Below are 15691 nucleotides of genomic sequence, written 5' to 3'. Positions count from 1 at the left end.
GCAAAGCTAAAAGGCGGCTATTATACACGATGGAAAATATAGAAGTACGTGGTGCACGCACCCATAACCTGAAAAATGTGAATTTAACCCTGCCCAGAGACAAACTGATCGTCATAACGGGCCTTTCAGGTTCAGGAAAATCCTCTCTGGCTTTTGACACTTTGTATGCCGAAGGTCAGCGTCGCTACGTAGAATCCCTGTCGGCTTACGCCCGCCAGTTTTTGTCTTTGATGGAAAAACCCGATGTTGATCATATTGAAGGGCTATCTCCCGCCATCTCAATTGAACAAAAATCAACCTCTCATAATCCACGATCAACGGTGGGTACCATCACCGAAATATATGACTATCTGCGTCTGTTGTTTGCTCGTGTAGGCACACCACACTGTCCTGAGCACGACATTGCGCTAGAAGCTCAAACCGTCAGCCAAATGGTTGATCAGGTGTTGGCATTGCCCGAAGGCACCAAAGTCATGTTGATAGCACCTGTGGTTCGAAATCGTAAAGGGGAGCATGTTCAACTGTTTCAAGAGTTGCAGGCCCAAGGTTTTGTTCGTGCTCGAGTTAACGGTGACATCATCGAAGTCGCTTCACCGCCTAAGCTAGACCTGCATAAAAAACATACTATCGAAGTCATTGTCGACCGCCTGAAAGTTCGCCAAGATCTACAGCAACGTATCGCCGAGTCTTTTGAAACTGCACTCGACATGGCCGAAGGTCTGGCTCAAATCAGCTTTATGGACGGTGACAAAGACGACTTACTCTTCTCGGCAAAGTTTGCCTGTCCAGAGTGTGGTCATAGTTTGACAGAGCTAGAACCTCGTCTGTTTTCATTTAATAACCCAGCAGGAGCATGCCCAGAGTGTGATGGTCTAGGTGTGGATCAATTTTTTGATCCTGAGCGAGTCATTATTAATCCCGAGGTGTCTCTCGCTGGCGGTGCCATACGAGGGTGGGATAGACGCAGTATTTATTACTACCACATGTTGCAATCACTCGCGGCACATTACGACTTTGATATCGAAGCCCCCTATCAAAGTCTGCCAAAGAGAATCCAAAAGTGCATTTTGTATGGCAGTGGACGTACATCCATTGAATTTAATTATGTGAATGACCGAGGCGATGTTTACGTTCGTAATCATCCCTTCGAAGGTGTTATTCCAAACATGCAACGGCGCTATCGCGAGACTGAGTCTCAGGCAGTAAGAGAAGAACTGTCGAAATACATGACGACGCAAAACTGTCCGAGTTGCGATGGCAGTCGTTTGCGCGAAGAAGCGCGTCACGTATTCATTAAAAAAATGGATCTGCCTACAGTAACTCACATGCCGATTGGCGATGCGTTTGATTATTTTAACAAGCTCAAACTTGCTGGCAAACGAGGCAAGATAGCTGCCAAAATCCTCGCCGAAATTCAAGCTCGTCTTGGCTTTTTGGTGAACGTGGGTCTGGAATATTTAACCCTGGAACGTAGCGCCGATACTTTATCAGGTGGTGAAGCACAGCGTATTCGTTTAGCTAGCCAAATTGGTGCTGGACTCGTTGGCGTGATGTATGTACTCGACGAGCCATCCATTGGCTTGCACCAACGCGACAATGAGCGACTCCTTAAAACACTGACTCACTTGCGCGACTTAGGTAATACAGTCATTGTTGTCGAACACGATGAAGATGCTATTCGACTGGCTGATTATGTGGTTGATATCGGCCCAGGCGCTGGTGTGCACGGTGGAGAAATTGTTGCCGAGGGGACATTCGAAAAAGTTTGTAAATCACGTAAGTCGCTGACCGGAAAATACCTTTCTGGCAAAAAAGAAATCAGCATTCCGAAACAACGAACGCCTGTTAACGAAGAGCAGATCTTTAGACTGTTTGGCGCGACCGGGAATAATCTAAAAGATGTGGATTTAGAAATTCCTGTCGGTTTATTCACATGTGTCACTGGTGTTTCGGGATCAGGAAAATCAACGTTAATCAATGATACGGTTTACCCACTTGCTGCCCATGACTTGAACGGTGCAGAGTCTCATACTCCTGCACCACACAAAAGTTATGAAGGCATGGATAACTTCGATAAGGTGGTGGACATCGACCAGAGCCCGATTGGCCGTACACCCCGCTCTAACCCAGCAACCTACACAGGTATTTTCACTCCAATACGTGAGCTGTTCTCTGCTACCCCCGAAGCACGTTCACGGGGTTACAAACCTGGACGATTCAGCTTTAATGTGAAAGGTGGTCGTTGTGAAGCCTGTCAGGGTGACGGTGTGATTAAAGTCGAAATGCACTTCTTACCTGACGTCTATGTTCCTTGTGATGTGTGTAAAGGTAAACGCTATAACCGTGAAACTCTGGAAGTCCTTTACAAAGGAAAAAACATTCACGAAGTACTCGACCTTACCGTTGAAGATGCTCGAGAATTTTTTGATGCTGTGCCTGCGATTGCCAGAAAGCTGCAAACCCTGATGGATGTTGGTTTGTCTTATATTCGTTTAGGACAAGCCGCGACGACACTCTCTGGAGGTGAGGCGCAACGAGTAAAACTTTCACGAGAATTAAGTAAGCGGGATACTGGAAAAACCCTTTATATTCTGGACGAGCCAACCACTGGATTGCACTTCCATGATGTGAATCAACTGCTCACGGTATTGCATCGACTTAGAGATCATGGCAATACGGTAGTGGTGATCGAGCATAATCTGGACGTCATCAAAACTGCAGACTGGTTGATTGACTTAGGCCCAGAAGGTGGTAATAAAGGTGGTCAGATTATTGCGACAGGAACACCCGAAGAGGTAACCAAAGTGAAAGCCTCGCACACAGGGCGCTTCTTAAAACCCATGCTAGCGAAAAAAGCAAAGAAGTAGCGAAACAAAAAAGGAGAAGCTAAGCTTCTCCTTTTTTTATTAATTGACGAACTAATATTCACTTTCGGTAGTATTACTTGGTACTTTCATCATTCATATTGTCTATTAGCAGCTCATGCTCCAATTTATTAACGTTTTTATGCTCTTCAAAAAAAGCAACTACGGCATATATTTGCTTCAACTTTTTGCCGGTAAAGTGTTCATCTAAGAAAGATTTTATCTCGGAAAACTGCCAAGTAACTTCGTTATTAGGGATATTTTTAACAGCGAGTAAAATAGCATCTGCAGTAGATTGATCTAACAAAAACCGTAAGAAGGTCATAACTGCAATAGTTTGTGAATCTGGCTCTCCAGATTCACATATAGTAATTCTATTCAGAGTCTGCTCCTCTGTTTCAATTACTAAAGAAAGCTCAGCAGAATTAGCCAAAGCACCACCAATAAGCTTTTTAATATCATCATGTTCTTCGTTGTCTTTAACGTGAGAAAGAAAAGCATCATACGCTCTAATAGCTCCTTCAAACTGCCCACTTCTACCTAAAAAGCTCCCTTTATAAAACATCCCTAGAGCAACCTGAACCTGAATGTCAACTTCAGGGCAATCCTTAAATTTTGCTATCAATGTATCAAAAACTTCAAGCGCACCTTTATGTTGCTCCAGCTGATTCAAAGCCACTCCTTTGTTTAGCATCCCTCTTGCAACTGGCTTCTGGATACCTACTTCAGAGTTATCCTTAAATTCTGCTACCAGTGTATCAAAAACTTCAAGCGCGTCTTTATGTTGCTCCAGCAGACCTAAAGCCACTCCTTTATTTAGCATACCCTGAGCAACCCGAGCCTGAATACCAATTTCAGGGTTATCCTTAAACTCTGCTATCAATGCATCATAAACTTCAAGCGCACCTTTATATTGTTCCAGCTGAACTAAAACCATTCCTTTATTACACATTCCTTGAACAACCAGCTCTTGGATGCCAATTTCAGGGTTATCCTTAAACTCTGCTATCAATGCATCGTAAACTTCAAGCGCATCTTTGTGTTGTTCCAGCTGGCCTAAAGCCATTCCTTTATTTAGCATCCCTCGAGCAACTTGCTCCTGGATACCTACCTTAGGATTATCCTTAAACTCTACTATCAATGCATCGTAAACTTCAACCTCTTCTTCATATTGTTCCAGCTGGCCTAAAGCCACTCCTTTATTTAGCATCCCTCGAGCAACTTGCTCCTGGATACCTACCTCAGGGTTATCCTTAAACTCTACTATCAATGCATCGCAAACTTCAACCTCTTCTTTATATTGTTCCAGCTGGCCTAAAGCCACTCCTTTATTTAGCATCCCTAGAGCAACTTGCTCCTGGATACCAACTTCAGGATTATCCTTAAACTCTGCTATCAACGCATTGTAAACTTCAACCTCTTCTTTATATTGTTCCAGCCAACCTAAAGTCACTCCTTTATTTAGCATCCCTCGAGCAACTGGCTCCTGAATACCAACCTCAGAGTTATTCTTAAACTCTGCTATCAATGCATCATAAACATCAAGCGCATCTTTACGTTGTTCCAGCTGACTCAAAGCCACTCCTTTGTTTAGCATCCCTCGAGCAACTGGCTTCTGGATACCTACTTCAGAGTTATCCTTAAACTCTGCTATCAATGCCTCATAAACTTCAAACGCATCTTTATGTTGTTTCAGCTGACTTAAAGCCACTCCTTTATTACACATCCCTCGAGCAACTTGCTCCCGGATACCTACCTCAGGGTTATCCTTAAACTCTGCTATCAATGCATCATAAACTTCAACCTCTTCTTTATATTGATCCAGCTGACCTAAAGTCACTCCTTTATTTAGCATCCCTAGAGCAACTGCCTCCTGAATACCTACTTTAGAGTTATCCTTAAATTCTGCTATCAATACATCATAAACATCAAGCGCATCTTTATGTTGCTCCAGCTGGCCTAAAGCCGCTCCTTTATTTAGCGTCCCTCGAGCAACTTGCTCCTGGATACCTACCTCAGGGTTATCCTTAAACTCTGCTATCAATGCATCATAAACTTCAAGCGCATCTTTATATTGTTCCAGCTGACCTAAAGCCACTCCTTTATTACACATCCCTCGAGCAACTTGCTCCTGGATACCTACCTCAGGGTTATCCTTAAACTCTGCTATCAATGCATCGTAAACTTCAAGCTCTTCTTTATATTGTTCCAGCTGGCCTAAAGCCACTCCTTTATTTAGCGCCCCTCGAGCAACTTGCTCCTGGACACCAACCTCAGGATTATCCTTAAACTCTGCTATCAATGCATCATAAACTTCAAATGCACCTTTATGTTGTTCCAGCTGACCTAAAGCCACTCCTTTATTATACATCCCTCGAGCAACTTGCTCCTGGATACCTACCTCAGGGTTATCCTTAAACTCTGCTATCAATGCATCATAAACTTCAACCTCTTCTTTATGTTGTTTCAGCTGACTTAAAGTCACTCCTTTATTTAGCATCCCTAGAGCAACTTGCTCCTGGATACCTACCTCAGGGTTATCCTTAAACTCTGCTATCAATACATCAAATAAAGAAATAGCGTCTTTATATTGATTTAACTTTTCAAAAATAACGCCTTTAATCATCAATGCTCTTGTATAAAGAAACCTATCACCATCTACCAACAATTCCAGAACTTGATCGATTAAAGAAAGCGATGTACCGTATTCTTTATCATTATAGCTATCTACAGCCATTACGAATAATTCTTTAATGGAGCGCCTATCAGATCTACTAATACCTGTCTTTTTAGCGCCACCTTCAACCTCAATACTCTCGGTGATTGTCTTAATTTCAGCCCTTGCACCATCTTCCAGATCTTTTAGTCGATGCTCTAGGCTAACCTGAGTTTCATTAAACTTTGTATCAGCCCTCTCTAATAACTCACCCTCGTGCTTTTCATGCCATTCTTTAGCATAATCACCCGCGGCTTTTCTTGCCTCCGATACTGCTTTTCGACGAGTCGAGAACCCAAGAAAAATAGCGCCGACGGTAATGACTAATCCAAAGCAAGAGAGAATAACTCCCCACATATTTGTGCTAAAGGTAATATCTGAAATCCGCTCCTTAAGTGTTAAATGCTTCTCCGATTCAAGTTTTTCTATTGTCCGAATATCCAAAGTCAACTTATTCAAATCTAGTTTGAGAGAGTTTAGGAATCTCTCATGTTTGATCAGGTTCTGAGTGTCAATATTCTGCGATGCAAGTTGAACTTCCAATTCTGCTATGCGTTTTTGCAGTGCAAACAACTGCTGATAAATGACAGCTTGATGATGTTTCAATGGTTGAGTTTGCAATTCAGCGCTAATAGATGAATTAACTAACTGCCCATTTGCACTAGATTCTACCGAGAAACCAGCTGAGCTAACCAATAGCAAACAGATAATCACCCATAACAAAATATGCTGTCTCATCTTTAAATATCCTTTTAACTAAATACTAACTCGATAATACTTGGATTACTTCTGGATACGCAATAACTAATAAAACACTATAGAGTGAACTCAAATTTTACTAAGTTCATCTAAGCTCCTTCTATTAAATATATCCCAAAGTAGTAACCGACGACGCTTCATGATATTGGGCTTAATGACCGTCGAATGTAGCACTTGCGAGTAGCTCCGAAAGAGTAGCAAAGAAATAAAAATCCTGGAGGCTCAAGTCCCCAGGATTTTTAATAAATAGCAAAACGATAAAGCTTGGGTCAAATTAAAATGGAGCTGTTATCGGTGAATCACAAAGTAACTTAGTGTTTCTGAAACAGATTGATCAATACAAGCTTCTCGACTTCTAAAAAAAACATCTTTCTGCGCAGTGAAAGCCACCATAAGAACACTCAAGTATTCCTTTGCTCTTGGGCGACTCATTTTAAAAGAGTAGTAGTCACCATTAGCACCATGGCAAGAAGCAGGATTTTTCACGCCCCCTTCAGGATAAACATAGACAAGATCCCCTTCTTCATACATCAATATTTTCTCAATTTTAGCGGTTGTGTTTCCCGCCAATGCCGACACAGAAAACAGTGAGAATAAACCTATCAGCAATAAACCTCTCATAAATAATCTCCAATTAATAATGATTAGCTCTAAATGTTCAGCCAACATCTCTTGCAGAAATATTGATAAAAAACAAATAGATAAGAAAGTTAAAAGTTCCTTGTAAATCTTCATAACCTGAAAGCCATCCAGGTGCGCTCATACTATACACAACTTACTCCGACATCAACTGAAGGCTCGGTGTGTGATATGATGAACTCACAGCAACTGAAAAGCTTCTGGCATCCAGGCCAATTTCCGTTACAATAACCCTCCGAACGACCTCACACTTTTGTATATTTTATGACCATTAAGCATTGCATCATTCACAAAGTCGAACGCGCTCAACCCGGTGCCAATCTCAGTATTAAGCTAAAGCCCGAAGAACACCCTCTAGAAGGCCCTATGGCTTCATTATTTGAGCAGTTGAAAATGACCTTTACTCGTAATGCTCAAAAACAATATGGTCTTTTTGATCCTGATATCAGCGATAACCCTATGCCTGCTGGTTTAAAAGAGCTCGAAGAAGAGAAATCGTCTTTTATTTCTTTTACACATAGAGTTATGAACCACCTGAAACAGCAACTGGATGCAATGAATGATGCCTTTAGTGGGCATATACTCTTTGTTGTCGAAACCTTAATGGAACAAGACTTCTTTTACTGCTTCTGGGTAAACCACTCAGATGCAACAAAAATTGGCGGAGACTTGCAGACAGAACCTCTTGAATTTATCAATACAAGCAAGCTGACCTATGCCTTTAAAATCGACATAGAACAATGGAAAGTCGATGGCTGGGATCAATACTTCTCCCTTATCGCAGCAAAGGGTAATAAAGATCTGGCTGCGGCCTTCTTAAAGTTCTCTGGCTTTATTTCTAGTGTTGATCTAAAAGAACAAACCGAGCAATTTCTAGAGGTTGTTGATCAATATACCGAAAGTTTAGAAGCGCCGATGGCGAAGCAACTAAAAAGCAAAATTGTAGAGTACTGTATTGATCAAGATACATCGGGAAGCCCCATTGATATCAAAGATCTGTCCAGCCAACTTGACGAAGAACAGCCAGAACACTTTTCTAACTTTGTTAACGAAAATCAACCAGAAAGTAGAAATGAAATTTTTACGGATCGAGCCAGTCTAAAGAAGTACGTGCGCTTTTTCGGTCGAGACAAGAATCTTAGTATTAGCTTTTCTTCAGATATGTACGGTGAAGAGATTATCTATGATGCGCAAACAGGCTCGTTAACTTTTAAACAGATACCTAAATCACTCAAAGCGCAATTAGCAAAGTATTTGAATAATTCAGAGGACTAAAAAAAGGGCTATCTTAATAGCCCTTTTTTCTGCTTATAGCTGTTTGATTTTATATCCCTTATCTCGCAACATCTTTAAAACACCTTGCTCCCCAACCAAGTGCAGCGCACCGACCATGATGAACTCTTTTTCTTTTGTTTTCATCATAGACTCAATTTGAGGTATCCAGTTTTTATTTCTCTCTACCACTAGCTTGTCATAAATACTGGGGAAAGCTTTAGATGGTTCTAGCACTTTCTCTGTCAAAAATTGAGTATCTCCCTTTTTGACAGCAGTGATCATGCTGTTCATTGCCGTTTCAAAATCTGACATATCCTTAAGGCTGTACTTAAAGAAGTTATTTTCGTTACCCACTCCCATGCTGGTGATATAAGAAAGTTGCAAATCAACGGTTTCTAACGCACCGATTTGTTTGCCATCTTTTTTGGCTTGCTCAAAGTAGCGGCTATCAATGCCTTCCATTGAGAAGCCATGCTTCTGTGCCATCATGACCAAAATCATCGAGCTCAAAAAGCCAGGCTTTACTTTGTCATTAAAAGGAATCCCTTCTTTGGTGCAAAAATCTTTTAGGCGTTTATACACATCAGGACTCATCACAGTTTTAAGAGACTTTTCGCCCGAATAAAATGCCTGGGTCATCATTTTGCTCTGGAACTCTGGCGCGGCTAACTTATCGATGGGTACTTCAAAAATAACTTTTTCTGCATCTTTATAAGCTTGTTTATATTCACCAGGTAATGCAGGCTCTGAATTCTTAAGGATATGAACCGTCCCACCCAGATAGGCGACATTGCCGTCTTTCTCTATCTTCCACACAGAAGATTTAGCATTCACAACACTACTGAACGACAGCATGGCGGTAAGTAATAAAGATAGTTTTTTCATTTATATTCTCCAGTATTAATCAAATCCCATCTGATTAAATTTAGCGTGCCTTAAACAAGCACTTTCCATCATCAGAACTCAATAGTCCTGAGTTAACAAGTTATATTACAACGAATATCTCACGATTATATTTGAGTAAATAAGAGGTTTAGTAAAGAATCAGGCGCAAGGATACATAGCCTAGTCTATCGAACAGGTATACTATATACAATAATACCGAAAGCCAGTTATCTACTGGCTTTCGTACAACTAATACAAAACGGATCTATTGAGCAAGAACGTTTGCAGCTTGTAAGCCTTTTGGCCCTTTCTCAACATCATAAGAAACAGATTGTCCCTCTGCCAAGGTTTTAAAACCTTCGGATTTAATTGCAGAGAAATGCACAAATACGTCCTGACCTCCATCGCTTGGAGAGATAAAACCAAAGCCTTTTGACTCGTTAAACCATTTAACTGTACCGGTTGCCATTATTCGTCACCACTAACATATTTATTAATAAAACCAAAAACTAAGTGCTGTTTTCTGCTCGTGTTACCGACAAGAAACACCCTGAATTCTTGCAAGTAATCGCTCAAAAAACACCATGCACGTCAATGATGCTACCGCAATTCTAATCGAGGTTCCAGCCCTTTTACATCCATTTCTCGAATATAGATAACTCTCGAAACTTGTTGCTTTATGCCACAAATAAAACGTTTATAAGCGTATTTCTAATGGAATTCTCAGTATAGAAATTATGATAGAACGATCATGAGTGCCGCAAATTTTCGCAGGCCGATAAGAAAGGTTTTTAGCATTTTTGTGAAGATAAAATGACAGAGGAAAGGGGGAGAGAACTCCCCCTGTTTTTTACTTCAAGCGATCCATTAAATAAGTGTAAACCATTGCATTCAAATAGGCGCTTTGCTTCTGGTTTGCTGCACCACCGTGTCCACCTTCAGTGTTTTCGTAATAGAAAACGTCGTGTCCAAGGGCTTCCATTTTTGCAACCATCTTACGAGCGTGACCAGGGTGTACGCGATCATCTCGGGTTGATGTCGTGAACAATACTTTTGGGTAGCTAGCTGTCTTAGTTAACTGATGGAAAGGAGAGTAAGAAGCCAGATACTTTCTTTCTTCTTCAATGTCAGGGCTGCCGTACTCACCCACCCAGCTAGCACCAGCCAGCAACTTGTGAAAACGCAGCATGTCGAGTAGCGGAACCTGACAAACAATCGCATTGAACAGCTCTGGTCGACGAGTCAACATAGCCCCCATCAATAAGCCGCCGTTACTACCGCCTTGAATTCCTAAGTGCTTGGGCGAAGTGACTTTACGCTGAATCAAATCTTCTGCAACAGCTTCAAAATCTTCGTAAGCTTTATGTCGGTTTTGCTTAAGTGCCGCTTGGTGCCAGGCAGGGCCATACTCACCGCCACCACGAATATTCGCCAGAACATACACACCGCCCTGCTCTAACCAGTCAATACCAACTGTTGAGCTGTAGCTAGGACGTAATGAAACTTCAAAGCCGCCATAACCATACAATAAGGTCGGATTACTGCTATCGCTACTCATGCCTTTAGGCTTAACAATAAAGTAAGGTACTTTAGTGCCGTCTTTCGAGGTCGCAAAGTGCTGTGCCGTTTCATACTTAGAAGCATCAAAGAAAGCCGGAAGCTGACGCAGTTTTTCAGACTTCAAGTTTTTGCCATTCACAATATAGAAGCTGTCTGGCTGAAGGAAGCTTTCGTACGATAAGAAGAACTGCTCTGAGTTTTCGTTAGTTCCAAAAACACTGATGCGGCCATTGGCATCAAATGGCAAATCACGCGACTGCCACTTGCCAGATTTGTCTTGCTTATAAACGCTGACGCTGCTTTTTACATCTTTTAGCCAACTTACCAAAACATAACTTTTGGTAAAGCTAATGCCAGCAATGGTATTCGACTGAGAAGGAGCAGCAAATAACTCAAAGTTCTTCTTACCCGCTAATAAGTCTTCCATTGGAATCGTAATCACTGATCCTTGCTTAAAGATCTTGCCATTAACATTCCAGTCACTTTTTAAAGAGATAAAGGCCTGCTTGTTAAAGTAACCACTGATGACTGCATTATCAGGCTTCTGAATTTTAACTCGCCCTTTATCAGTAAGAACGTAAGCAACATTGGTAAAGAAAGTCGGTGCTTCAACCAACATATCCAGAGAACCGTCTTTTGAGAAAAAGCGAGCCCCGTAAGCATAAATAGATTCTGGCTTTGCTTCATAAACCGTTTTAGCATCGGCTAATGGCGTGCCACGTTTCCAGCGCTTTACAATTCGAGTGTAACCACTCTCGGTTAAGCTCCCTTCACCGAAATCGGTGCCAACAAAAACAGTGTTGCTGTCGATCCAGGCGATGCTGCTTTTGGCTTCGGCTAGCTTAAAGCCATTTTCAACAAATGACTTTGTCTTCATGTTGAACTCTCTCACTACGGTAGCATCCGCACCGCCGCGAGATAGGTTCACCAAACATAAGATTTCTTTGGGATAAAGGCAGTTCATGCCTTTGTATACCCAGTTTTCATTCTCTTGTTTGGCCAACGCATCAAAATCGATAACGACTTCCCATTGAGGGTTATCACTTTTGTAAGAGCTTAAAGTTGTTCGGCGATAAATACCGCGTTGATGCTCAGCATCTTGCCAAAAGTTATAGTAGTACTCGCCTCGCTGTGTAATATAAGGGATGCGCTCATTAGACTGATAAACATCCAGATTCTTACTATAAAGCTCTTTAAAATGACTGGTTGTTGCAAGCGCCTCATGAGTCACTTTGTTATGCTCTTCTACCCAGTTTAAAGCACGTTTATCTTCAACGCCTTCTAACCATAAAAAGTCGGTATCTTTGACTTGTTGAGCACTGTGGGCAACTTTCTCAGCCGATGGTGTTTCAACAGGTTGATGAGAACAGCCTGCAATGGCTGCACTGACAAGGGCAACACTCGTCAACCACTGAAGGTTCGTCTTTATTTTCATTTCATCCCCTTATAGATAGACTGGTCTAACAAGCACTTTGCTTATTTAGCCATACGATATTTCGATGAGGGGCACTCTATTACAGAGTCAGATGAAGGGCAACAGCAAGGCTATGGGTAACGTTCACGCACATTTTGGGGCATACGATGAAAACGTGCTTCCATCATCGCATCCATGACCTGATACAAAGGACTCACATCACTATCATCGAGCTGGTTAATGCAGTAAGCCAAGGCTTCCAGAGTCGATAAGCTGTCTTCTCTCCCTGCTTTTCGAATCCAGTACCTAGATTCAGGCACATTAGAAAAGCTCATTTTAGGGAGCGCTAGTAGCCATTCATTTTTTTGTAAAATTTTATGAACTTTACGCCAGGTACCATCGAGCAAAATCAAAGTAATAGCCCCGCCGCCAGGTTCATCCTTTGCAGCCAACGACTCTATCGCAATACTGTCTTCACCTGGATATACAAGATAGCAAGGCTGCTGATCGTCCTTTAACAATGCTTTGACGGCATCAAAATCACTTTCGACTTCTCCCGCGACACAGATCACATCGGGCATGCATAACTTGATGAGCCGAACCGTACCTTTGGACGCTTCCATTTCTGAAGGATGTTGTAGAATAATCACCCTATGCCGGGTAGTAACACTCGACACAGCATGGCAAATACAGGTCGACTTAGGGTACTGGCATTGGCAACATAGCTCGCGCTGACTCATCCTAAACCTTACTCATAACAGAAGCTTTAATCGTCATTAACACTACTTCACAACTCGTCACAACGCGATGCCCCTTACTCGAGGTGCTCCAAAGCATCCAGAACCGCTTGCTCCATATCATTAATCGATTGAGTAAGAACCTCATTTGCATTTTTCTCTACGTGAAGTTCCGTTGAGTGCTGCGTCCACATTTGTTTCAACTCGGCAGCCTGGTGTCTTACTGATGATGGCATGACTTGAGTCAGTGATAGAATAAAATTAACGCGAACCCATCCATCAATCGAATCCGCAGACTTTGAAGATCCATAGAAAGCCAGGTCGGTTAGTAATTGCAAATGAGCGCATTCTCTAAGAATTTCAAAACTCGCTGCGCGAATATTGCGGTTATCCTCGGTTTGTTCGTTACGCCAGGTGTTATAAGTCAAAGCCACAATCGCTACGATCAAACTGATAATCGAAACCAAGTTCTTTTTGAGTGATTGCCCTATACTCGAATCCACTGATTACTCTCTATAAGAAAATTACTAATAAGAGTATGACATCCCTGAGACATTTTTAAAACTGAGGTTCCTTGCATAAAAAAGGCGGCTTATTTTCATAAGCCGCCTTCTTCATTATGAGCGCTTAACTCTAAGGTTGCCACTGAGCATTCAGTGTCACTCCTGAGTAAGCTCGATATCCTCTTAAACCAATGTGCCAGGTATCAGCACCTGGATTATTAAAGGTACAGGTCTCAGAGTTACCGTTGCGGTAAGGGCGACAATCGTAGCTCGAGGTCGAAGGTTGTGATCCTTTACGAACATAAAGATCTGCATCGCCAGAACCACCATTAATAGTGATAGTAAACGACGACATACCTGCTGGAATCACAACGCTATAACGATCCCAGGCCGACTGAGAGCCAGACAAATTGCTTTCTGTTAGCGAACCACCATTGTTACCGCCACCTTCAGAGAAAGAGCCTGTCAAACTCACGCCAGAGAAAGTGCTGTAAGCACGTAACATCACCCAGTAACGCCCTTCTTGCGCACTTGAAATGTTACAAGTCTCTGCATTGCCATTACGGTATGGACGGCAGTCATAGCTAGAGGTCGTTGGCTTAGAACCAAACTTCACATAAAGGTCGGCATCACCGGAACCGCCACTGGTCACAAAACTTAAGTTTGTCGCACCCGCTGGTACATCCAGGTAGAAGAACTCTTCGTTACCTTGTGAGCCACCCAGACCAGTTTGCGCCTGACCATTGGTTAATGCAGTGTCGCTACCGCCTCCACCACCGCTGCCTTTAAAGTTAGCAATAGTGGGTGATGTAATGTTCAAAACGCGCGCGTTATCATTGGTAGAAGACGTTCCCATAGCAACGCCGTTACGGGTCTTGTTAGGGTTTGACCACCAGTTAATGCGAGTACAGCCACCAGAACAGTTATAGGCCATGATGGTGCGCCAGTTACCTGCCGCATACTGATAACCATGTCCAAATGCATAAGGTGTCGAAGTCGGATCGGCATTCGGATCGTGTCGAGCCGATTGCAAATGCCCTACTTCATGACCGAAAGAATAATATCCTGTCGCACAACCATGATAAACCGCGGCAAATGCCGTGGATGATGTCGAGCCAATACCCGATGCCAATCCACAATAATCCGTAACATTAGTCATGATCATGGCAACGTCAGCACCATACTGATCACGTTTGCCGTGGACTTCGTCCATCACTCCGTCATTATTATTACGGAAGTAACTTAAGTCAGTACTAAAGTTGCTTTCTGTGTAGTTCACCTGATAGGTATGCACCAAGGTCATGGTCGCATCGACGCCACTGTTGCTGTAACCCGTGTTAGTTTCTGCTACAGCTAGCTCAATCAATCCCTGAATATCAGAAACAGCGTTCTTCGCAGCGGCAGTGTAGCCAACCAGAATTCCAATGTCTGCCGTTGCAGCAATTTCGGCCTGAGTAGATACCGTGTTTTGAACAGACGCTTGAATATCGTCATACGAAAGAGCATCGCTTTGCTCAATGGTCTGCATTGCACCATGAGGATGATCCTCTGGCATTTTGCTCTCATTAATTTTGTAGACAGCATGAGCACCATTGCCTAGAGGACGAATGCTATAAAGTTGTCCATTAACACGCACACTACCGGTGATCCCGGAGTCACGCTTAACCAAAATTACACTGTTATCCATCAAACCATCAGAGACTGCCATTTTCTGATGGTTAGCACTGGTGACTGCCCCTTTCCAGACAACACTGCCTTGCGGATTAGTGTGAACGCTGTGGCGCGACACTTTTAAATTCAGATCGGACGCCAGGTTAATGTCCAAAGATTTTGCTGATAGGTTGACCAGCGCCGTATTGGCTTTAAATGAAACAACAGACTCGGTCGCCGGACTGCTCATCTTGGCCGCAACAGACTCTGATGCTTTAAGAGATTGCTTAGATAATGGTTGAAACAAAGGTTCTGCTTGTGCGCCAACAGAATAGCTCGTCCCAACGAGTAAAAGTGCCGATAAGGCACTCAGTTTAAATGTGTTCATATTGGTTATTCCCATATTTATAGTGTTTTTATTGAAGACTGCTCAGCTTTCAATATGAACGATAAGAATGCTTGTATACCCCTACAAGCAGACCGATTATTAAATAATCGCGATCAATACTCTGTGAAATATTCACATTCACCAATGGAAATATTGTTGCAAATTTCACTTTAAATTTTCATATATCTCTATCCAAAATTATTTCACTTGCCTTTCGCCTGTTATTTAGCATTTTCTAATGTAATCTCGATGATTTTAAAGGTTTTTTCTACTCTCAAGGTTGTGATGAGAGTCCAGTTGT

General features: G+C 42.4%; 10 protein-coding genes. 2 read left to right on the top strand and 8 right to left on the bottom strand.

Annotated features, from left to right (window positions below):
* Nucleotides 1-29: 29 nt before the first annotated feature.
* A complete protein-coding gene (gene uvrA, locus NH399_RS20740) occupies nt 30-2867 on the top strand; it encodes an excinuclease ABC subunit UvrA (protein WP_253043113.1) in 2838 nt (945 codons plus the stop codon).
* A 73-nt stretch (nt 2868-2940) separates the two neighbouring features.
* On the opposite strand, the gene NH399_RS20735 is transcribed toward uvrA, so the two are convergent.
* Complete coding sequence (locus tag NH399_RS20735; protein ID WP_253043112.1) at nt 2941-6318, bottom strand: tetratricopeptide repeat protein; 3378 nt, start codon at nt 6316-6318, stop codon at nt 2941-2943.
* Between the two features lie 309 nt (nt 6319-6627).
* Nucleotides 6628-6960 (bottom strand): hypothetical protein, encoded by a 333-nt coding sequence (locus NH399_RS20730; RefSeq protein ID WP_253043111.1) that lies wholly within the window; start codon nt 6958-6960, stop codon nt 6628-6630.
* A gap of 282 nt (nt 6961-7242) precedes the next feature.
* On the opposite strand from NH399_RS20730, the gene NH399_RS20725 reads away from it, so the two are divergent.
* Nucleotides 7243-8253 (top strand): nucleoid-associated protein, encoded by a 1011-nt coding sequence (locus tag NH399_RS20725; protein ID WP_253043110.1) that lies wholly within the window; start codon nt 7243-7245, stop codon nt 8251-8253.
* Between the two features lie 33 nt (nt 8254-8286).
* On the opposite strand, the gene NH399_RS20720 is transcribed toward NH399_RS20725, so the two are convergent.
* The 6 genes from NH399_RS20720 to NH399_RS25775 all read right to left on the bottom strand — a co-directional run bounded on the left by NH399_RS20720 (nt 8287) and on the right by NH399_RS25775 (nt 15390).
* Nucleotides 8287-9138: a TraB/GumN family protein gene (locus tag NH399_RS20720; RefSeq protein WP_253043109.1), complete on the bottom strand. Its 852-nt coding sequence runs from the start codon at nt 9136-9138 to the stop codon at nt 8287-8289.
* 265 nt (nt 9139-9403) lie between these two features.
* The gene (locus NH399_RS20715; RefSeq protein ID WP_253043108.1) at nt 9404-9607 is read right to left on the bottom strand and encodes a cold-shock protein; all 204 of its coding nucleotides are present in this window, start codon (nt 9605-9607) and stop codon (nt 9404-9406) included.
* 381 nt (nt 9608-9988) lie between these two features.
* Nucleotides 9989-12133 (bottom strand): prolyl oligopeptidase family protein, encoded by a 2145-nt coding sequence (locus tag NH399_RS20710; RefSeq protein WP_253043107.1) that lies wholly within the window; start codon nt 12131-12133, stop codon nt 9989-9991.
* A gap of 110 nt (nt 12134-12243) precedes the next feature.
* Nucleotides 12244-12852, bottom strand: coding sequence for a tRNA-uridine aminocarboxypropyltransferase (locus tag NH399_RS20705; RefSeq protein ID WP_253043106.1), 609 nt, complete (start codon nt 12850-12852; stop codon nt 12244-12246).
* Between the two features lie 74 nt (nt 12853-12926).
* Entirely contained in the window at nt 12927-13352 is a 426-nt protein-coding gene (locus NH399_RS20700) for a hypothetical protein (RefSeq protein WP_253043105.1), read from the bottom strand.
* 130 nt (nt 13353-13482) lie between these two features.
* Nucleotides 13483-15390 carry a pre-peptidase C-terminal domain-containing protein gene (locus NH399_RS25775; protein WP_305885107.1) on the bottom strand — a complete coding sequence of 636 codons (1908 nt, stop codon included), beginning with the start codon at nt 15388-15390 and terminating at the stop codon, nt 13483-13485.
* Between the last annotated feature and the right edge of the window lie 301 nt (nt 15391-15691).

Source organism: Pleionea sp. CnH1-48 (genome assembly GCF_024124665.1).
Classification (GTDB): Bacteria; Pseudomonadota; Gammaproteobacteria; order Enterobacterales; family Kangiellaceae; genus JAMXSB01.
The sequence above is the reverse complement of the archived record's forward strand: the minus strand, read 5'-3'. Positions and strand labels throughout refer to the sequence as shown.

Coding starts and splice junctions, on each gene's coding strand:
- uvrA (WP_253043113.1), top strand. CDS start 30: ATGGAAAATATAGAAGTACGTGGTGCACGCACCCATAACCTGAAAAAT.
- NH399_RS20735 (WP_253043112.1), bottom strand. CDS start 6,318: ATGAGACAGCATATTTTGTTATGGGTGATTATCTGTTTGCTATTGGTT.
- NH399_RS20730 (WP_253043111.1), bottom strand. CDS start 6,960: ATGAGAGGTTTATTGCTGATAGGTTTATTCTCACTGTTTTCTGTGTCG.
- NH399_RS20725 (WP_253043110.1), top strand. CDS start 7,243: ATGACCATTAAGCATTGCATCATTCACAAAGTCGAACGCGCTCAACCC.
- NH399_RS20720 (WP_253043109.1), bottom strand. CDS start 9,138: ATGAAAAAACTATCTTTATTACTTACCGCCATGCTGTCGTTCAGTAGT.
- NH399_RS20715 (WP_253043108.1), bottom strand. CDS start 9,607: ATGGCAACCGGTACAGTTAAATGGTTTAACGAGTCAAAAGGCTTTGGT.
- NH399_RS20710 (WP_253043107.1), bottom strand. CDS start 12,133: ATGAAAATAAAGACGAACCTTCAGTGGTTGACGAGTGTTGCCCTTGTC.
- NH399_RS20705 (WP_253043106.1), bottom strand. CDS start 12,852: ATGAGTCAGCGCGAGCTATGTTGCCAATGCCAGTACCCTAAGTCGACC.
- NH399_RS25775 (WP_305885107.1), bottom strand. CDS start 15,390: ATGAACACATTTAAACTGAGTGCCTTATCGGCACTTTTACTCGTTGGG.